The sequence below is a fragment of the Prevotella veroralis DSM 19559 = JCM 6290 genome, from assembly GCF_000377625.1.
Lineage (GTDB): Bacteria > Bacteroidota > Bacteroidia > Bacteroidales > Bacteroidaceae > Prevotella > Prevotella veroralis.
In genome coordinates this window covers 61,718-82,200 of record NZ_KB898336.1, presented here as the reverse complement: position 1 = coordinate 82,200, position 20,483 = coordinate 61,718, and the positions used below count along the sequence as shown (strand labels likewise).

The following is a 20,483-nucleotide window of genomic DNA, read 5'->3' as shown; positions in this document are numbered from 1 at the left end:
CTTTTCTTACAAACTCACTCATGGTTACTCCTGCGCTTTTGGCTTTGCCTTTGAGCGTATAGTAATCCTGCGTATTCAGTTTCACCGTGATACGGTATTTCTTCTTTTCGGCTACGCCCTTGGTTGGGCGACCACCTTTTTTATATTCTGTTTTTATCATACTTGTTTCGTTTATTGATTTGATGGAGACCGGCGGGATAATCCTCTGCACCGAGTGTCAGGAGGTGGAGCAAGTGGTTTTGGTATACCCAAAACATAAACTTGCTCCCCGAAAAACAGATTACGCAAAGCAAATCCTACAATCATAGCTTAATCCCTTTGATTTTCTTGTTTTCTATTTTCTCTGAATGCTTGAATTCAGCACATAAATACTCATTTAGGTCTTTATAATTCTGGAATACGGAAGAGCAGTCTTGGACAGTAAAACCATCTCTTTTAAGTTGTTCTAAAGTTCGCTTTCCTCCTTCATCATTATCTAAATATGAACAGATGAGCTTGTGCTTTGAAAGAAAAAATCTTGACTTTTTGATATTATTAATCGAGTTAAGTATCAGTGCAGCTTTCTTCTCTTCATCTGGACTCATCGTAAGCAGACTAAGATAATCCATAAAACCTTCAAATAGATTGATTTGTTCTGAAGGATTGGGAACATACGACACATCGGAAGGTGGCAAACACCCTTTGAAGTATGGATTGCGCAACACATACCCATAAGAATTGTTTGGAAAGCCTATTGCGTAATACTTCTTATCACCAACTCTATAATGAATTTCCTTGCAATACTTTTTGGCAGTATTTAAATTGACAGCTCGTGCAGCCAGATATTTTATGAGATTAGGATTGCATAGCTCCGTTGCTTCTATAATCTCTATTCGTGTCAGAGTAAGAGTTTTTGTTTCGCTAATGGAAGTAATAGCTGGCAATTTGTATTTATTGTTGTTTAATGCTTCTATAGCTTGTACTAAACTGCAATTATGTAATTTCATAACTAAATCTATAAGACTCCCACCTTCATCAAGGGCAAAGTCATACCATAGATTTTGGTTATAATCAACTTTGAAACTTGGAGTATGTTCATTTCGGAATGGACTTTTATACATCCCGTAATAGCTATAATTCTTTGTTGGATATATAGACATACTACCTAAGTAATCTTTAATTGATATTGCTTTAATTTCATCTATTGTCATACTTGTAACTTTTAAACCTTTTACTTACTACAATGTTATTGTTTTGTAAGTCATTGACAATGAAAGAAAAATATGTAGTACTAACTATCTTTGTAGTAATCATTGCATCTGTATATGATAGGTTGGTAGTAATGAGGTAGTAATACCTTATATAATTATTTACTACGGTCTAACCTTTTTTCTTTCAATGCCTTATCCCTCTTTGTAGTAAAGTAGTATTAATAATTTGTATTGTAACTTTGGATAAAAGGATTGGGAACAATCTTGCGTATATGGTAAACATACATTGGATTGCCACCTATTCTTTTGGATTTCCGCAAAAAACCAGCCTTTTTCAAGGCTTCTCCTATTCTCCTTTCACTTAGGTTAAGCGTTGTATATCCACGCAAATAGTTTAAGATTTCAGAAGTGGTCATATAACTCTCTTCTGTTGCTGCAGGCTTTTCCATGCCTTTAAGAAGCATTTCATACTCAACAGTCTGCACTTGAAACCCTTCGCTCTCTTGATGTAGTTCGGCTATTTCCTCTTCATTGAACCAGTAATGATAATCAACTCTCCACAATTCAACTGCTTCGGAGTACACCTTGTTGATATTAACCTCTTTAGCAGCATCAATATCAATGTGCTCAACCTCAAAAGGTAGAAAGCGACGACTTCCTGTCGGATCTGTTAGAAAATCATTACCATTAACAGATGCCATAAAGCTTGCTAAGTGAGGATACTCTTCGATGTAAGTGTCGTATGGTCTACGATATTTTACTCTTGGTGTCGTTATCAGATTCTTCAATTCATTTTCATCTCTCTTATTGAGTGCCTTTAGCTGGTCGTCAATATTGATAAAAAGGTATTCCGCAATCAGTGTTTGTATATCTTTTCCTTGTGGGTCAATCTTTCCTGTGAAAAGATAACTCTTCAGTTCTTCTGGACAGAGTAAATCAAGGAAAGTTGTTTTGAATTTTCCTTGTTCACCTGTAAGAACTAAACATGTATGATTACGACACTGTAAATCATCCATAGCATTGGCTACGACAGCAACCAACCATTTTACAAAGTAGTGTTTCCATTTATCAGGATTTCTCACCACAACACAATTTGCCAACCTTATAATTTCAGATTCATCTTCACCTTTAGGCTTTGGAAGATTCAACAAATACTCACGAATTGGGTTAACTTTATTGCAAAAGTCGCTCTCCCATATTGCTCGAATATTATCTGCTGGAGTATATATTCCCAAAGTCCCATCTACCAGCCGACGCATAGAATTAATATCATACTTAGTAAGAGGATGGAATGAAGTATTAGAATCTTGTTCTCGAAACTCTGTTCTACTTTTAACTGTATTAAAACGAAAAGCATAATGCTCTTTCAAGAATTGCTCTATGCGTTCATTCTTAGATTGCTTGGCTCGCCCTTCAGCTCTTTCCTTTTCCATAATACATATATTTATAAAAGGGAAGAATCAGAATGTTTCTCAGAAATAAAAGCTTTTGCCTCCTCGTTGATTTCGGCAACAGTCTTTTTCTTACCTCCTTCAATCCATGCCAACAACTCATCTTCAAAAAAATAGAGATGCTTACCATTCTTATAACAAGGTAGTAAGCGTTTACGTACTAAGGTGTAAACCGTGGGCTTGGCTTTCCCTATTAGTTTACACGCATCATCTATTCCAATAGGAATACGTTTGGGAGGGGTAACAGGTGTTTGTCCTTTACATACTAAATTCTTGATTTCAGCAATTTCGCTGACTAAGTGAGCAACTGCCTTTGGCAAGTTCTCAAAAGTGATTTCATTTTGTACCATAATACTTGTTATTGATTTTTACGGTGCAAATGAAAAAAGTGTTTCCTCTGTGTCCTAAGACACTGAAGAAACACTATAAAAACACAATAGGTTTGTGTGTTATTCTGTTATTTGGCGGTCTGAAAGGCTTTGTACAATAGGAATAACACCTTTCTTCTCATCATCACGGAGGTAACTTTTTATACTTCCAACTTCTACATCTTTGAATGTGGTGGCAAAAACCTGTTTGAGGAACTGCGACATTTCATCTTGTTTGCCAACTCTAAAATAGTTCCATATATTCCAACCAAAATGAAACAGGTCTAAGGCAACTAAACCTTTGATATTAATTGGTTCAACGTGTGATAAGGGAAGCTTAGCGGAGTACAACTCTATATATTCACAAAGCTTGAGCAAATATTTGTTAGAAACATAAGGTGCGAACTATAGTTGAGTATATTTAACAGCTATAGCTTTGTTTTGCTTTTTATAAACTAATTATTTTCATAGGAATGAAACCAGAGTTTCAATATGATGAAACTGGAGTTTCATACTGATGAAATTAGAGTTTCAAACTGTTGAAACTTTCGCTTAGTACTGAGAAGATGTTTTATTTTATACACGTTTGTAGGTACGCATAAGTGTAGGGTATTGTTCTTCATAGCTGTCGAACTCAATTGCAGAGCCGTCGTAACCCACGTCTGTGAAGATATCTCTTATCTCCTTTTGCTCACTTTCTGTCAGTACACGTTCCTTTCGTTTAATCCGATAATAAGCTGTGCGCCCAAAGGTGTAGATGAGATTTTGTCGGATATCACTTAAATCAGCCACTCGCACATTGTCATATATTCGTGATATTCCCCATGCAAAACGTTCCTTGCTGTTAGGGTCGAAGAACGGACAAGGCTGTGTGTCCGCAATCACATTCGAGTTCACCATCATATACTGCTCCCGTCCACCCATTTCGAGCATCGTGTAGGCAGTGTGGCGTAAGCACTGGCTGGCTTTCTCACAGTGAGTACCAGCACAGTGTGCGTAGTCGTAGGGTAATTGGTTGTATTGTTCAAGAGTCATTGGGTTATTTTAAGTTTAACTTATGGCAACTCTTCCATATATATTAATTTAAGATCATTCTTTTGGGTAATAACCTTCGTTATCTTAAAAGATGTACCACGAGTAAAATTGACTTGCTTTTCATCACCATGATTGTATATTTCATAAAGATTGTGTGCTTTAGTCTTTCCATCTTTCAATGGTTCAATTATATACACATTCTTACTATCTTCTTGCTCCCAATCGTCTTCTGTACATGTAAGACAATGAGCTACCGTAAAGATGTCTCCTTCACAAAAATCTGTTTTATCTTGAGATTTGCAATATCGACGTAAAGGGGTACTCTTACTTTGAGGAGCCTTCAAAACAAGGGAATTGAGTACTTTAAATAATTCTTCTGCGATTTCTGGTACAGTTCCATGATAATAATCGTCTCTAAAATAACAAGACATATCGCCATAAAACATTCTCAAGATTAAACGTTCAGCTTCTGTTAGGTTATATTCTTCTTCATTTTCAATATATTCTTTCATTCCACTATAATACCACTGTATTTTCCCAGCTTTTAGAAAATATTCTGAATTATAAAAGTCTGCGTCTATAAGACCAGTACCATATTCCATTCTTTTTCCATCATTTTTATGCTTTAATATATATTCTTGTTCTTTATCAATAAAATATTGAATATCTTTTATTTCTTCTTTCATAGTGTTTGATTAATCTAAAAAGCCCCAATGGAATTTCTACCATTGGGGCACGTTTATAATTATTATTTTACTTCACTTCCTCAAAGTCTGCATCCTGGATGGTATCATCCTGCTTTGGCTGCTCCTGCTGACCAGCATCTGCGCCCGGCTGAGGACCTGCCTGTGTACCTGCTTGGCTGTACATCTGCTGTGATGCTGCCTGCATAACGGTGTTGAGGTTGTTGATAGCTGTGTCGATAGCTGCAACGTCAGCTGACTTGTGAGCATCCTTGAGCTGCTGGAGAGCTGACTCGATGCCTGACTTCTGATCAGCTGGAACCTTGTCACCGTTGTCCTTCAAGAAGTTTTCGGTGGTGAAGATCATTGAGTCAGCCTGATTCAGCTTGTCAATCTTCTCACGCTCCTTCTTGTCGTTCTCGGCGTTCTGCTCAGCCTCAGCCTTCATACGGTTGATTTCCTCCTCGCTCAAGCCACTTGAAGCCTCAATGCGGATGCTCTGCTCCTTACCTGTTGCCTTGTCCTTTGCAGACACGTTGAGGATACCGTTGGCATCAATGTCGAATGTTACCTCAATCTGTGGAACACCACGACGAGCTGGAGCAATACCTGTCAGGTTGAACTGACCGATAGACTTGTTCTGTGCTGCCATTGGACGCTCACCCTGTAGAACGTGGATAGTAACCTCTGTCTGGTTATCAGCTGCAGTAGAGAACACCTCACTCTTCTTGCAAGGGATAGTAGAGTTAGCATCGATGAGCTTTGTCATCACACCACCCATTGTCTCAATACCGAGGGTCAATGGAGTTACGTCGAGCAATACAATGTCGCCCACACCGCTCTCCTTGTTGAGGATAGCACCCTGGATCGCTGCACCGACAGCAACCACCTCATCAGGGTTAACACCCTTTGAAGGCTCTTTGCCGAAGTAGTTCTTCACCAAGGTCTGCACTGCAGGGATACGGCTTGAACCACCTACGAGGATCACCTCATCAATATCTGATGTCTGCAACTTCGCATCGCGGATAGCGTTTTGGCAAGGAACGAGACAAGCCTGAATGAGGTTGTGTGCCAACTGCTCGAACTGCGCACGGGTCAATGTCTTTACCAAGTGCTTTGGAACACCGCCCTCAGCTGTGATGTATGGCAAGTTAATCTCTGTAGAAGAAGAGCTTGACAACTCAATCTTTGCCTTCTCAGCAGCCTCCTTCAGACGCTGCATAGCCATCGGGTCCCTTGTCAGGTCGATACCCTCGTCAGCCTTGAAGCCGTTAGCGAGCCAATCGATGATGACCTGGTCGAAGTCGTCACCACCAAGGTGAGTGTCACCATTCGTAGAAAGTACCTCGAACACACCGCCACCGAACTCAAGGATAGAGATATCGAATGTACCACCACCAAGGTCGAACACGGCAATCTTCATATCCTTGTTCGCCTTGTCAACACCGTAAGCAAGAGCTGCGGCAGTAGGCTCATTCACGATACGCTGTACATTCAGACCTGCAATCTGACCGGCCTCCTTGGTAGCCTGACGCTGTGAGTCAGAGAAGTAAGCCGGTACGGTGATGACGGCATCCGTCACCTCCTGACCGAGGTAGTCCTCAGCGGTCTTCTTCATCTTCTGCAGAATCATTGCAGAGATTTCCTGCGGCGTATATTTACGGTCGTCAATCTGTACACGTGGATAACCACCCTCATTGACTACCTTGAACGGAACACGCTCTGCTTCCTTCTTACTCTGGTCGTAAGTCTCACCCATGAAACGCTTGATAGAATAAACGGTCTTCTGCGGGTTGGTGATGGCCTGACGCTTGGCAGGGTCGCCCACCTTCCGCTCGCCGCCGTCAACGAAACCTACGACAGAAGGTGTCGTACGCTTTCCCTCGCTGTTAGCGATTACCACTGGCTCATTACCTTCAAATACAGCAACACAAGAGTTTGTTGTTCCTAAGTCAATTCCAATAATCTTTCCCATAATTGTATATTCTTTTATTATTATTTACTATTTAAATGCTATAACACGCTGTTCTTCAAGACAGCCGAAGCTATCTCGCTGGGCTAGATTAGCTAGCTTTCACAGCGTCATACGCCTACTATTAGACAAAGGATGTGCCAATGGCATAAGACTGACATATTGGCAGAAATAGAGAAAAGCATTGGATGTAAGTTAAAAATTAGATTCGTTTAAGTCACGAGCAGACTAGTTGACAAGTCAACGAGTTTACGCCACAAAGTAGGGACAGACGCCCTCGTCTGTCCACTAAACCTCCCTATTTCTTCGTGAAAAATATCCCTTATGAGGAAAGATGAAGGTTTCTATCCCAACCTTGCCGCATTACATTCAATAGAGGTAAATAATGGGTGGTATCAAAGAGAGGCTTTCCTCAATGCAAGAAAAGGCTCTCTTGAACTCAAGAATAGGGTTCAGTTATAAAGAAATGGATTTGTTTTATTTGATTACAAACTTGTAAATCCCATTCTGACGAGACCCGACAACAGCAGTATTGCCAATTGCTATAGGTGAAGACTCAAAGTTGCTTGCTACATGATGCTTATAAAGTAGTTCGCCATTCTTTGCCCTTATAAGATAGACTGTACCACCAGAATCACCAGTAAAGATAAACAGTTCGCCCTTTTCATTCATATATCCAATAGGCGACGACCATGCAAATTGATTCAGACGGGTTGTATAAGCAATCTTGCCATCGGTGGTATTAAAGGCTACTAACTGACCTGATGACTTACCCTTCCCATCGGCTCCATTATGGCAGATATTGGCAAAAATCAAGCCTTTCGCATCTCCTTTACCAAGCAAAGGGGTGCAATACATTCCACCATCAAGCACTTTCTCTCCTATTTGTATTCGATTACAAGGAATCGTCTGCACCCATACTTGCTCGCCAGTTAGGCCATTGAGCTTCACGAAATAACAAGTTCCACTCATCCCTTGTTTATCTACTTCGCAGCCACTATATATATAAGGTGTATTGTTCTCAACCTCACAGACGATTGTTCCGTCAATGTCATCGTGGTTGTCGTAATACCAAACTGGCTTCATGGTATTGAGGTTTACGCAGATAATACTACCATAATTATCGCCAAACCAACCATAATTACGATAGGCACAAAGGCTGTTTTCAATACCTGGGGCAGAGCCATTGATGGTATAACGCAATGCACTTACAAGTTTCAAGTGCCCTTGCTTACGGCTATACTTGTATAAACTGCCATCTTCACCAGGCCAGAAAAGATAGCCACCAACCTCTATAGGCGATGCATCAGACGCATACCAATGACGTAAGGCACGTGAGTCACGATCAATAAATTGCGATTCTTTGGTTTTGTTCAGATCGATTACTAACCGTCCAATTGGTAGGTGATTAGGGATGCCCTGACCTACATATAAGTTCTTGAAGAAAGGGTCAATAGAGGGTGTCCCTTTGATGGTGTTATGCACATCTACGGATGGTCTTGATGCCTTACCAGTAGTAAAGTCAATGAAATAAGTGCGACTGCAAAGGGATGACAGGATGATTTCATTACTCTTACTAAGATACAATGGCTGTCCTGTCCAGCCACTTCCACCTCCCCAGACACCAAAGCGTGTGTGCTCTGTGTTATAGTAGGTATCAAACTTCCAGGCTACTTCTATGGTATCAGGAGTGCCCTTCACTACTCCTCCGAAGTCTGCATTGCGTAATGGATCCTTACGGAATGTGAGGATATCAACGCTTTCGTAATCAGAAATCTTTCCTTTCAACAGACTCTCCGAATTGCCCTCTGCATCTATAGACCACTTCAATTTATTGGCAGAAGCATACATAGTGTCGGGCAAATAATGGTCTTCTATATTTGATTCAACAGCAACGGAATCTGTAAGTGGACTTTGAGTTTCAACCTTCTTAGTATCGTGACAAGATAAGGCTGTCACCAGTAAGGATACAGCCAACACCGTTTGATAGTAATTGCGAGGCTTCATGTTATATTATTTTAGGGTTTTAATCATAGGTATCAATTAATCATTATCATACATCTGGGGCAAGTTCTTTAGGTTTTGATAGGTTGATTTTATGTCGTCCCAAGTGATATCGAAATCTTTATCTATCGTCTTTGGTTTGTCATTCAATGAATGAGTAATCAGCCAATCGTATGTTTTTTGGAGATAAAAAACACGTGCCAAGATTCCATGACTACCACCTTGTAACCAATCATAACGCAGTAATTGATCACGATGATTGGCTTGTAAATAATTGACAACACGCTTTGATTCGTTTATAGAAATGGCTCTGTCGGCTGTTCCATGCATAATCCAAAGGGGTACTTCACCGAGCCCATCCATGTTTTTTAACGTCGTTCCGCCACACAAAGCCATACCGGCTGCAATCTTATTAGGGTATGTTCCTACGAAATCCATTGTACCATAACCACCGAGACTCATGCCTAGGACGTACACACGACTTGCATCAATGGAATAGTGAGACTTCATCCATTCCAATATATTATTTAGTTTCCTTGGACTCCAAGAACCACCCGGATTTTGTGGAGCTACCACGAACATGGGAATAATCTTACCCTTGTCAATAGCATCAAGGACGCCATAACGCCTCACTTTGTTCAAGTCTTTCCCACAGAGACTAGCACCATGTAGGAAGATAATAAGCGGTAACGGATGCTTGTTCTCCTTGTATTCATCAGGAGTATATATCCAAAAGTTATAGCCATCGGGAACGGCGTTATATTTCGTTTCAAACTGTCCTTCTGGTCTAATTTGTGCCGAAATATTCAATGTAAAGAGCAACATTATTATAGAAAAAGCGTACTTTACCATATCATTCTATAATCTTATATGAACATTGTAAATAGTTAGTAAGTATCAGAAATACTTATATTTAGTCTTGAGGTTACAAAGTTACAAAGAAAGACTTACATACATCAAACCTCCAAAAGGAAACTTATAGAAAAAAAGTAGGGGTAAACCTTTATCTGGTCTACCCCTACTAATATTCTTGTTTAATAATTAGCTATATTCGAGCTAATCGATTAACTTGATTACTTTACGTAAACAACTGCCAAACGGTTAGATGTTACACCCTGTACGCCTTGACCCTTAGCCTCGTCAACAACAACGCCACGACCCTCAAGGTACTTAGCTACAATGTTTGCACGATTCTGTGATAGACGATCATTGAACTCCTTTGAACCTTCTGGAGAAGCAGTACCAACAATCTGTACGTGACGACCAGACTTAACAGAGTCAAGTGCCTTCTTAGCTTCGTTAGTGAGGAAGTACTTGCCTTGAGCGAATGTTACAAATACTAAGTTATCAATGCAAAGAGTCTGAGTTGTCTGAGTTGGAACCTCCTTAACAACTTCTTTAACAACCTCCTTAACAACCTCTTTTGGCTTAGCGTTCAACTGATCACGGAGAGAGTTAATCTCATCGTTCAACTCACCAACATTCCAAACCTTGAAGTTGTGAGTACCGTTAGAAGTCTTGAACTTGTAGTTCAAACCAACGAAGAGACCAAGCTGAGCAGCCTGACGACCGAACTGGATAGCATCACCAGGACCATGTGTAAGGTTCCAAAGGATTGCTGGCTCTGCATAAAGCTGCCATGCTCTGTCCTTACCAAGGTTATAAGCGAATGTAAGACCTGTCTTTGCTGTTAACTCAGTATCATCACCTACATTGTTAGCCTGAATGAGGTTATTATCACCGAAAGTAATCCAGTAGCCGATACCAGCCTCTGCACCTACTTCGAAACGACGCTCTGGATTGTAATCACAGAACAAGTTTGTGAAGTTGATAGTACCATTCAAACCGAGGTTAAGACCACGAACGATTGTGTGGCTATTAGCAAAACCTAAAGAACCTGTTTCCCAACGGTTGTCACCGAAGAAAGCAAGACCTTCGAGGTTAGCACCATAAACTGGGCTAAACTGCTTACCTAATTTCAGACCTGCAGCAGCGTTAAGAGGAGCAAAGTGCTTGAAGCTCATAGGACCCATTACACCGCCCTCAACACCTAAATAGACGTTATCAAATGGCTTAGCTTTCTCATAAGCTACTTGAGCCTGCATACTACTAATGCCCATTGTGAGCATTGAAAGTGCAATCAAAAACTTTTTCATAAATGCTTAATATTAATGTATTGATTTTAGCGATCTCTAATTCTAGGGTGCAAAGTTAATACTTTTTTTGAATAGACCATATCTTTTTCAGAAAAAATATTGGTTTTCTTTAAAATATAGACATATACTTGCTATTTTGATATGACAACCATTAAGAAATACAGAAAAACAATAAATAGAATACTCATTATCTATTATTTAATATTTAATTAAAGTAGACTTATCCTCAACCTCTGCAGTTCTATCCATAGAGAAAAGTATCCCCTAATATTAACGAAGTGCTTTGTTTGATTCAAGAGAAGGCTCTCTTCATATCGAAAGAAGCGTTCCCTCTATTGAAGGTCTTATAGGCTTCAGAACATGACATAGAACATCAAGGCTTTAATATCTATCTCTCATTGGGTTTGAATAATCTTATTGAATCTAAAGGAAATCTGTTTTACTGTCACTCCTATCACTCTTTTAATATCAACAAAACACTGATAACTAATATGTTAGTATAAATGTTAAAAGTGACAGCAAACTAAATTAAAAGTAAATTAGGGTTTTATAAGGGTAAAATAAATGGGAATACAGGATAGAAGACATCAAGGAAGAGACATCCTTAGACGCTTATTTCATCTTAAAAACAACGTAATATATAAAAGAAGAGGTGTGTCGTTGCTATACTGACACACCTTCTTTAATTATCTCCTATTTGTATAATTACATAATTGTAGTTATAATCCAACCTTATTAAATAAGCCCCTTTCTTTCTTACAAGGGATATTCCTCAAAAGCATATAATACTGTTGAGAGATAACGCTCACCCGTATCTGGGAGCAAAGTAACAATTCGTTTACCTTTATTCTCGGGGCGTTTTGCAAGCTCACTAGCCGCAAAGACAGCTGCACCTGATGATATACCAACAAGTAAGCCATCGCTTTGTGCCAACTGACGACCCGTGAGTATTGCTTCGTCATTATCGACTTGGAAGATTTCATCAACGTACTTGCTGTTATATGTAGAAGGTATAAAACCAGCGCCAATGCCCTGTATCTTGTGCGGACCACCTTGTCCGCCGCTTAGTACGGGGGATGTTGTTGGCTCCACAGCAACGACCTTTACATTCGGATTCTGCTCCTTCAAATACTTGCCAACACCGCTTATAGTACCACCAGTTCCTACACCGGCAACGAAGATATCGACAGTTCCGTCCGTATCACGCCATATCTCTTTACCCGTTGTCTCATAGTGTTTCTGCGGATTAGCTTGGTTCTCGAACTGCTGAAGAATAATGCTTCCTGGAATCGAATCGCACAATTCCTCCGCTGCTTTGATAGTCCCTTTCATACCCTCTTTACCACTCGTCAACTTCACAGTAGCACCATAAGCTTTCACAAGGTTACGGCGTTCTATGCTCATTGTTTCCGGCATCGTAAGGATGAGTTTATAGCCCTTCACTGCTGCTACTAATGCCAAACCAACTCCCGTGTTACCACTCGTTGGCTCGATGATAGTGGCTCCTGGCTTCAGAAGTCCTTTATCTTCTGCATCCTCAATCATCGCTAGTGCAACACGATCTTTGACGCTTCCACCAGGGTTAAACGATTCTATCTTTGCTATAATTGGCTGCTCAAGTCCTTTCAAAGAAGAGAACTTATTTAATTCCAACAAGGGTGTATTCCCAATCAATTCAGTGAGTTTCTTTGCAATCTTTGTCATATCCGTTACCTTTAATTATTCGTTTCATCAACCAATCAAAACGCTTATCACCACAAGTTCTAAGTCTTTTGTCTCTTTTTCACAGGTGCAAAGGTACGGAGAAACATTGGTCTTTAAAATACTAACTTTATGTTATTTCGCATACCACAATTATGGTATTTACGTTAAAAAGAGCCTTTTCTATCGTCAAACAGATAAAAAGCACTATATTTGCGATAGTGTTATAATACTACAAGAAAGCCTTATGCAGAAATATGCCAATTATATAGAAGAGATTGAAATCGACTCCCTTTGGAGTGGAAAGAAGCACATTCGATGGACATTAGATCGGCAAGTTAATATCTTAAGTGGTATCAATGGCGTTGGAAAGAGTACCATTATAAATAAAGTGGTACGCTCTTTTTCACAAGGCGGAGAGTTTCCCAGTCATCTACTAAAGGGCGTTCGGTTGAAAGTGAACCCTTCCGATGCCAAATGGATACGCTATGATATTATCCGTTCGTTCGATCGTCCGCTGTTAAATTCGGACAGTGTTAGTAAGATGGATGGCAATCTTTCCACCGAATTAGACTGGCAGCTCTTTCAGTTGCAACGCAAGTATCTGGATTACCAAGTGAACATTGGCAACCGAATCATTGCTACTCTACAAAGTGGAGAACCTAATGCTACGGAAGAGGCACAGCGCATCTCCCTACCCAAAAAGCGATTCCAAGATATGATAGACGACCTCTTCACCGAAACAGGAAAGACTATCATTCGCACGGAGAATGAGATTCGTTTCTCGCAGATAGGCGAAACGCTCTATCCTTATCAGCTCTCAAGCGGAGAGAAACAGATATTGGTTATCCTCTTGACAGTACTCGTTGAAGATAATAAACCATACGTTCTCTTTATGGACGAACCTGAAGTTAGCTTGCACGTAGACTGGCAGAAACGACTAATTGATCTCATTCTCGAACTGAATCCCAATGTTCAAATCATCCTAAGTACGCATAGTCCGGCTGTGATAATGAATGGTTGGATAGACCGAGTAACGGAAGTTTCGGATATTACTGACAAATAATAGCAAGGGAAGGAGGCACTATGAGCAGACGACTCCGCGACAATCTATCATCGGCATACATCAATGCTGCCAATCAACTTAATGGTAAGCATGCACGCAGAAAGATTATTGCATACGTCGAGGCATACGATGATATCTTCTTTTGGAGGACGGTGTTAAGTGGCTTCGAAAGCAATGATCGCTTCTTTGAAGTTATGCTTCCGTCACGCTTGAACTTAACGAAAGGGAAGAAGTCGGTGCTTATGAACCTTATTTCAAATCAAATGGGAGAGAACATGATAGCGTGCGTTGATGCGGATTATGACTATCTTTTACAAGGCGAAACAGCTACTTCTACACAAGTCATCACTAACCCTTACGTCTTTCATACCTATGCTTATGCCATTGAAAACCTACAGTGTTACGCCCAAAGTCTGCATGATGTGAGCGTAGCTGTTACCCTTAACGACCACGCCATATTTGACTTTGAATCCTTCCTACACCAATATAGCGAGATAATCTATCCTCTCTTTGTTTGGAATATATGGACTTATAGACACCAGAAGTACCGCCAATTCACTATAACCTACTTCAATAGAGTTATCGAAATAGGGCACTTTTCTATCTATAATGCTGCCGAATCCTTACAAAGACTGTATCATAAGGTACAAAAGAAGATACGCCAATTACAAAAGGAGAACCCTTATGCAAAGGAGGATTACCTACAACTAAAGAGAGAGCTAAGCGCACTTGGCGTTACACCTACTACCACCTATTTATATATACAAGGGCATCATCTCTTCGACAATGTGGTTGTTCCCATCCTTAAACGTGTCTGCGACCGACTGATCAGAGAGCGAGAAGAGGAGATAAACCGCAATGCGGTGCATGATACGCAGCGTCGGAACGAGTTATCGAGTTACAGTCATAGTATCGAAGCAATCGTTTCCATGTTGAGAAGAAACGTAGGGTACAGAAACGCAGAACCTTTCAGGAAACTGCAAGAAGATGTTAGATTGTTTTTAGAAAGACAATCTACACAAGAAGAAACAACCAACGAATAAGGCGGTAGTATCATCCTTGACACTACCGCCTTACGCTTATTTTATCTTAAAAGAATGCTTTTAACTTATCAATTTGTACGTACTTGATAGATGTTACCATCGAAGTACACATCATCTTTGAGTGCGTTATCAACATAGATACCATTCTCTATAAATTGCGCAGCCATGCGTTTTGTTGAAGGATCAAACAGTCCTCTTACCGTACTGTTCCATATAAATCTAACAGCGATCCGATGGCTTGCACCATCGTAAGTAAGGTTACCTAAATCAGCAAGGAGTGGTACAACATAGAAGCCCGTAGCGGTTGGCTTCGCCCAATAAATACTAAATTTGAACTTCAGATCCTGTGCCGGTAAAGCCTCAATAGCCTGCTTTAGGCTCACATTCTTTACACTCTTTGCGAGATACTTAGTAGGGAATTGCTTTACAAGTAAGCATGTATCTGATGTCATCTCCCAATGAATATCGGTTGAATCTTTCTTTTCCCAGCCACCTGTTTGTTGGTTACGACTAAAGCAGATGAGCTTTCCTTGATAGTTACCTTTCATAACATTAAAGGCTGCATCTCTCTCTTCCTTTGTTGGAAGTTGGGGTCTACCGCTATCGTCACCATCGCCAAGGCAAGATGTTAAAGACACTATTGTAAGGAGCACAATAAGTAACAGTAATAGTTTATTCTTCTTCATTTTATTATGTTTTAGTTAGTTTCTTTATGCAAAAGTGATTGTTGGCAAAGTTACACATTCATTATTTATTACGGAACAAAATACTGTTAAATAAAATGTAAAACACAGATTGCCTATCCCTCAAAAAGCCTCAACTACAAGCATATAGATTGGAAAAGTCCATTCCAACTGGCTTCCGTTAGGAACTCTTCTCCTTAGGGGAGGCAGGGTGGGGTTTTCCTGGCAAGGACTTCTGCCTCGACTTTATGACGATCTACTAGTCTACAAATAGCACTGTTCACACTCCTCTCCACTCGAAGAGAGTATGGGGGTAAAGTCTCTTTTCTCCTCTTTGGAAAAACTATGAGAGATTATCGGGAAGTTCGGAACAGTTTCGAGAGACTATCGCAAGATCCACTTCCCACGCTCTTTCACCATCGGAACAACCACCTGCTCTGTGGTTTTATCACCATAATAGAAGAGGAGGAAGACGCTGGCAGTATTGTCCTTAGCAGAGAAGTGGGATGCTCCGAGCGTTATGGAGTCTATCCCATGATGCACACTATCTTGCTGAGCCACAAACTGCTTAAGATTGAGCAATAGCTGCTTTCTGTAATTATCAGGCAGGTTATTGGTTCGATTCTCATTATTGAGGAACGCCTCGTAATCGCCTTTTAGGAGTTGCTCGTAATAGTGTTTAGCCGCTTTGGCAGCTAGTTTTCCTTGATCAACATTCTTCTTCTTCTCACCGCAAGCTGCTAATAGTAACGCAACAGCAATGAGAATACTTAATGATACCTGCTTCATAGACATTCTATTTATCAATTACTTTTGACGAATGAAGATGTTGATGGGGCAACCATGTAGGTTCCAATTCTCACGTAACTTATTCTCTAAGAATCGACGATACTGCTCCTTAACATATTGCGGAAGGTTCGCATAAAAGACAAAGGATGGTATCTGTGTGTTCGGAAGCTGTGAACAATACTTTATCTTGATATACTTGCCCTTGACAGACTGTGGTGGGGTAGCCTCAATGATAGGTAACATGACCTCATTCAACTTGGTTGTTCCAATATGAATCTTGCGGTTCTGATAGACCTCCTTAGCCGTCTCCAACACCTTAAAGATGCGCTGCTTAGTAAGTGCGGAAGCGAAGATAATAGGGAAGTCAACGAATGGTGCCATACGACTACGGATAGCATTAGTGAAGGTGTCGATGACCTTTTGGTTCTTATCCGGCACCAAATCCCATTTATTAACCACGACAACAAGACTCTTATTATTACGCTGAATCAGCTGGAAGATATTCATATCTTGCGACTCAATACCACGTGTGGCATCCAACATAAGAATACATACATCGGCATTCTCAATACTTCGGATGGAACGCATCACACTATAGAACTCGAGGTCTTCCGTTACCTTATTCTTACGACGAATACCCGCTGTATCAACGAGATAGAAGTCGAAACCAAACTTTGTATAGCGTGTATAAATACTATCACGTGTGGTTCCTGCGATCTCTGTCACGATGTTACGATCCTCACCAATGAAAGCATTAATGATGCTAGACTTACCTGCATTAGGTCGACCAACGACTGCAAAGCGTGGGATGTCTTCGTCGATTGTCTCATCAGGTACATCCTTCAGTTTATCAAGGAGCGTATCGAGCAAGTCGCCCGTTCCACCTCCTGTGGCTGCACTAATACATATTGGATCACCTAGACCGAGCTTATAAAACTCAGCAGCTTGGTAATATTCTCCGCTATTATCCACCTTATTAGCAACGAGAAGCACGGGAAGTTTCGTGCGACGAAGTATCATAGCAACATCTTCATCCCAATCAGTAACACCCGTCTCAGTATCTACTAAGAACAGGACAAGATCGGCCTCTTCGGTTGCAACTAACACTTGCTTACGGATTGCATCCTCGAATACATCATCCGATTTAACTACCCATCCGCCCGTATCAACAACGGAAAACTCGCGCCCATTCCACTGACATTTACCATACTGACGGTCGCGCGTTGTACCTGCCGTGTCGCTCACAATAGCGTGACGAGTTTGGGTTAAACGATTAAAAAGAGTGGACTTACCAACGTTAGGACGTCCCACTATAGCTACTAAATTTGCCATCTTTTTAATTGGTCTTCTTTCTTCTCATAATATCAAACATTGTAATTTACATTATAAGAAGGCGCCGGATGTGGTCAGGCATCCGATGAATATTTGCCGAGGATGACCATTCCCCAGCCCTCACAGTATGTGAGAGTGTGCCCTACTAAGCAGTTAGGGCGAGTGTCTTCTTAATTAGGGGGGCATTTACTCTGGATTATACCCAAAGTTATTCAATTCCTTCTGAGAGTTACGCCAATCCTTATCAACCTTAACAAAAGTCTCAAGAAATACCTTCTTATCAAAGAAACGCTCGAGACTCTTGCGTGCTTCCGTTGAGACTTTCTTCAGTGCCATACCCTGATGACCGATGATTATACCCTTCTGACTGCTACGTTCCACATAAATAACAGCATTGATATGAATCTGTTGATCGTCCTCCTTAAAACGCTCAACGACGACCTCAACAGAGTATGGAATTTCCTTATCATAGTAACGGAGAATCTTCTCACGGATAATCTCCGACACAAAGAATCGGGCTGGCTTATCCGTTAATTGGTCTTTATCAAAGAACGCAGGACTATCTGGTAACAACTCATGAATACGCTTCATTAAGATGTCTATGCCAAACTTATTCTTTGCAGAGATAGGGAGTATTTCAGCATTCGGGAGTAACTTATGCCACTGTCCCACAAGGTCGCCAAGTTTCTTCTGGTCGCCCTCATCTATCTTGTTGATAAGCAGAATGACTGGTATTGTCATCTTTGAGACTTTCTCTAGGAAGTCCATATTCTTCTCTGGGTTCTCAACGACATCCGTCACATAGAGCAAGATGTCAGCATCAGCTAAGGCCGATTCAGAGAACTGAAGCATCATCTCCTGCATCTTATAATTAGGCTTCAATACGCCAGGAGTATCAGAGAAGACTATCTGTGAATCGTCTGTATTGACAATACCCATAATACGATGGCGTGTTGTCTGTGCTTTAAAGGTGGCAATACTAAGTTTCTCACCAACGAGCTGATTCATTAATGTACTCTTACCAACATTCGGGTTACCAACAATGTTTACGAATCCTGCTTTGTGCATAATGGTTACTTCTAAAAAAACGCATCAATCTTATAGGAAAAGAAAGATGCGTTTCAATTATATGATAACTTAGAGTCTTATTTCTTAACCGCTACTGACTTTCCGTCGTATGCCCACTTATAATAAGATGCACCATTGACGAAACCAGCTCCGAATGCCGTAAAGATGATGTTATCACCTTTCTTTAGCTGTGACTCAAAATCCCAAAGAACGAGAGGCATGCAGGCTGCACTGGTATTACCATAACGCTGTATGTTAACCAATACCTTGTCCATTGGAACACCAATACGCTTTGCCACTGCTTCTATGATACGTAAGTTAGCCTGATGACAGACAACGTGATCAATGTCATTCTGTGTCAAACCATTACGCTCAAGCAATGTTGCACAATCATCACCCATTGCTGTTACAGCATAACGGAAGACTGTACGACCTTCTTGATAGGTGTAATGCAAACGATGATCAACAGTGAAACGAGATGAAGGACATACAGAACCGCCTGCCTTAACATGCAAGAATGGAAGCCCTTTACCATCTGTGCGATGATAAGAATCTATCAAACCGATTCCTTCCTCTTCTGTACCTTCAACCATAACAGCACCAGCACCATCACCGAAAAGCGGGCATGTCGCACGATCGCGATAATCAGTAATTGATGACATCTTATCTGCACCAATAACGATAATACGCTTATGGCGACCGCTTTGAATCATGTTGCAGGCTACATCAAATGCATACATGAAACCACAGCAAGCTGCAGCAAAGTCAAATGCGAAAGCATTCTTCAAACCCAACTTACCTAATACAATAGAAGCTGTAGATGGGTGAGGATAGTCAGGGGTCGTAGTGGCTACAATGACAGCATCAATACTATCAGGGTCTGCACCAGTCTTCTTCATCAGAAGTTTAGCAGCCTTTCGAGCCATATAAGAAGTACCAAGTCCCTCCTCTGTTAGGATTCTGCGCTCCTTAATACCTGTACGTGTGGTAATCCACTCGTCGTTGGTATCAACCATGCGCGACAATTCCTCATTGTTGAGGACATAGTCTGGCACGTAACCTGCGACACCCGTTATGATCGCATTGATTTTACTCATATTTATTCAGCCGTTTCCTTTACGACAGCAACTTTACCACGATAGTAACCGCAAGTAGGGCATACTGTGTGATAAACATAATAAGCACCACAATTAGGGCATACTGCCAATGTAGGAGCTACTGCCTTATCGTGAGTTCTTCTCTTGAGTGTACGAGTCTTTGACTGTCTTCTTTTTGGATGTGCCATAATTCTTTAAACGTTTAATATATTATTCTTTCAATTTTAATAGAGCTTCCCAGCGCGGATCCATTGGCGTCTCGTTTCCCTCCTGACCACTTCGGGTGGCAGAGTACTCCTCAAGAATACGTATCATAGCAGGGTTGCATTTTCCAGGTGCATGCACATGCTTGATAGGGATTGCGAGGGCAATGAATTCGTAGAGGTACCATGTAATATCGAGTATTCCTTCGTCCTCGGCCACCATTACAAGGTCATCCTCTTCTGAGTTTTCTGTTCCTAATTTTACTTCGAGACGTTGTGTTGTCTCTATGGACTGCTCCATTGGATCAAGGCAAATATCGCATGGAACCATTACCACGCCTGTCTCATGGAAGTCCAGGGTAAAGAAATCATTTCCTGTACGCGTAATATCAAGAAGAACACGCACCTTACCCTGACTCACTTCAGGAGCATCAATAGCCTTAAAGTAAGTGTCATCAAGGTCAAACTCAAGGTAATTAACACCTTCATTAAGACCTTTCAAGTCGATTTTAAGGGTTTCTAAGTCCATAATCGGGTTGCAAAGTTACGAATATTTTTCTGATTATAAGCAAATTATAAGTAAAAATGTAAAGATATACAGGCGTAAAGACTCGGGAAAAGGACATACTTATCACGCCTGCC

21 protein-coding genes and 1 pseudogene are annotated in these 20,483 nt (G+C 40.8%); 3 read left to right on the top strand and 19 right to left on the bottom strand.

The genetic code is table 11. The annotated features are described in order from the left end of the window. From D464_RS13445 to dnaK, 8 genes and pseudogenes are all read right to left on the bottom strand, one after another. Positions 1 to 160: plasmid mobilization protein (locus D464_RS13445; RefSeq protein WP_018911341.1), on the bottom strand; the 160-nt coding region annotated here is incomplete at its 3' end. A gap of 142 nt (positions 161 to 302) precedes the next feature. Next, positions 303 to 1,190: a toprim domain-containing protein gene (locus D464_RS0110360; protein WP_009162335.1), complete on the bottom strand. Its 888-nt coding sequence runs from the start codon at positions 1,188 to 1,190 to the stop codon at positions 303 to 305. Between the two features lie 218 nt (positions 1,191 to 1,408). Continuing rightward, positions 1,409 to 2,623, bottom strand: coding sequence for a VapE domain-containing protein (locus D464_RS0110355; protein ID WP_018911339.1), 1,215 nt, complete (start codon positions 2,621 to 2,623; stop codon positions 1,409 to 1,411). 11 nt (positions 2,624 to 2,634) lie between these two features. Further along, positions 2,635 to 2,991 carry a helix-turn-helix domain-containing protein gene (locus D464_RS0110350; protein ID WP_018911338.1) on the bottom strand — a complete coding sequence of 119 codons (357 nt, stop codon included), beginning with the start codon at positions 2,989 to 2,991 and terminating at the stop codon, positions 2,635 to 2,637. 99 nt (positions 2,992 to 3,090) lie between these two features. Beyond that, positions 3,091 to 3,456: pseudogene (locus D464_RS14160) on the bottom strand (mobilization protein); the annotation flags it as partial. Between the two features lie 129 nt (positions 3,457 to 3,585). After that, positions 3,586 to 4,044 (bottom strand): DUF6078 family protein, encoded by a 459-nt coding sequence (locus D464_RS0110340; RefSeq protein WP_024985917.1) that lies wholly within the window; start codon positions 4,042 to 4,044, stop codon positions 3,586 to 3,588. Between the two features lie 20 nt (positions 4,045 to 4,064). Further along, positions 4,065 to 4,730, bottom strand: a complete 666-nt coding sequence (locus D464_RS0110335; protein ID WP_018911335.1) for a hypothetical protein — start codon at positions 4,728 to 4,730, stop codon at positions 4,065 to 4,067. 67 nt (positions 4,731 to 4,797) lie between these two features. Then, positions 4,798 to 6,702 carry a molecular chaperone DnaK gene (dnaK, locus tag D464_RS0110330; RefSeq protein WP_018911334.1) on the bottom strand — a complete coding sequence of 635 codons (1,905 nt, stop codon included), beginning with the start codon at positions 6,700 to 6,702 and terminating at the stop codon, positions 4,798 to 4,800. 321 nt (positions 6,703 to 7,023) lie between these two features. Here dnaK and D464_RS13670 point away from each other — a divergent pair, with 321 nt between their 5' ends. Further along, the gene (locus D464_RS13670) at positions 7,024 to 7,161 is read left to right on the top strand and encodes a hypothetical protein (RefSeq protein WP_154649601.1); all 138 of its coding nucleotides are present in this window, start codon (positions 7,024 to 7,026) and stop codon (positions 7,159 to 7,161) included. A gap of 15 nt (positions 7,162 to 7,176) precedes the next feature. On the opposite strand, the gene D464_RS0110320 is transcribed toward D464_RS13670, so the two are convergent. From D464_RS0110320 to cysK, 4 genes are all read right to left on the bottom strand, one after another. Further along, on the bottom strand, positions 7,177 to 8,706 hold the full coding sequence (locus tag D464_RS0110320; RefSeq protein WP_018911333.1) for a PQQ-binding-like beta-propeller repeat protein: 1,530 nt from the start codon (positions 8,704 to 8,706) through the stop codon (positions 7,177 to 7,179). A 36-nt stretch (positions 8,707 to 8,742) separates the two neighbouring features. Beyond that, positions 8,743 to 9,555, bottom strand: a complete 813-nt coding sequence (locus D464_RS0110315; RefSeq protein ID WP_024985916.1) for a carboxylesterase family protein — start codon at positions 9,553 to 9,555, stop codon at positions 8,743 to 8,745. Between the two features lie 221 nt (positions 9,556 to 9,776). Beyond that, positions 9,777 to 10,859 (bottom strand): OmpA family protein, encoded by a 1,083-nt coding sequence (locus D464_RS0110310; RefSeq protein ID WP_004382288.1) that lies wholly within the window; start codon positions 10,857 to 10,859, stop codon positions 9,777 to 9,779. 756 nt (positions 10,860 to 11,615) lie between these two features. Then, positions 11,616 to 12,563, bottom strand: a complete 948-nt coding sequence (gene cysK / locus D464_RS0110305) for a cysteine synthase A (protein ID WP_018911331.1) — start codon at positions 12,561 to 12,563, stop codon at positions 11,616 to 11,618. A gap of 244 nt (positions 12,564 to 12,807) precedes the next feature. Between cysK and D464_RS0110300 the strand changes: the two genes are divergently transcribed. Together D464_RS0110300 and D464_RS0110295 are read left to right on the top strand one after the other, a co-directional pair. Beyond that, positions 12,808 to 13,626: an AAA family ATPase gene (locus D464_RS0110300; RefSeq protein WP_018911330.1), complete on the top strand. Its 819-nt coding sequence runs from the start codon at positions 12,808 to 12,810 to the stop codon at positions 13,624 to 13,626. A gap of 20 nt (positions 13,627 to 13,646) precedes the next feature. Continuing rightward, positions 13,647 to 14,669 (top strand): DUF4435 domain-containing protein, encoded by a 1,023-nt coding sequence (locus D464_RS0110295; protein ID WP_018911329.1) that lies wholly within the window; start codon positions 13,647 to 13,649, stop codon positions 14,667 to 14,669. Between the two features lie 68 nt (positions 14,670 to 14,737). Here D464_RS0110295 and D464_RS0110290 read toward each other — a convergent pair whose 3' ends face one another. The 7 genes from D464_RS0110290 to D464_RS0110260 form a co-directional block, all read right to left on the bottom strand. Next, a complete protein-coding gene (locus D464_RS0110290; protein WP_018911328.1) occupies positions 14,738 to 15,355 on the bottom strand; it encodes a DUF4840 domain-containing protein in 618 nt (205 codons plus the stop codon). A 381-nt stretch (positions 15,356 to 15,736) separates the two neighbouring features. After that, positions 15,737 to 16,147, bottom strand: coding sequence for a hypothetical protein (locus D464_RS0110285; protein WP_018911327.1), 411 nt, complete (start codon positions 16,145 to 16,147; stop codon positions 15,737 to 15,739). Between the two features lie 12 nt (positions 16,148 to 16,159). Next, entirely contained in the window at positions 16,160 to 17,473 is a 1,314-nt protein-coding gene (gene der, locus D464_RS0110280; RefSeq protein WP_018911326.1) for a ribosome biogenesis GTPase Der, read from the bottom strand. Positions 17,474 to 17,659: 186 nt separating this feature from the next. Beyond that, positions 17,660 to 18,541 carry a GTPase Era gene (gene era, locus D464_RS0110275; protein ID WP_018911325.1) on the bottom strand — a complete coding sequence of 294 codons (882 nt, stop codon included), beginning with the start codon at positions 18,539 to 18,541 and terminating at the stop codon, positions 17,660 to 17,662. 77 nt (positions 18,542 to 18,618) lie between these two features. Beyond that, the gene (locus tag D464_RS0110270) at positions 18,619 to 19,638 is read right to left on the bottom strand and encodes a beta-ketoacyl-ACP synthase III (RefSeq protein ID WP_004382258.1); all 1,020 of its coding nucleotides are present in this window, start codon (positions 19,636 to 19,638) and stop codon (positions 18,619 to 18,621) included. A gap of 2 nt (positions 19,639 to 19,640) precedes the next feature. Continuing rightward, complete coding sequence (rpmF, locus tag D464_RS0110265; RefSeq protein WP_004382259.1) at positions 19,641 to 19,826, bottom strand: 50S ribosomal protein L32; 186 nt, start codon at positions 19,824 to 19,826, stop codon at positions 19,641 to 19,643. Between the two features lie 22 nt (positions 19,827 to 19,848). After that, positions 19,849 to 20,370, bottom strand: a complete 522-nt coding sequence (locus D464_RS0110260) for a YceD family protein (protein WP_018911324.1) — start codon at positions 20,368 to 20,370, stop codon at positions 19,849 to 19,851. Positions 20,371 to 20,483 lie beyond the last annotated feature (113 nt).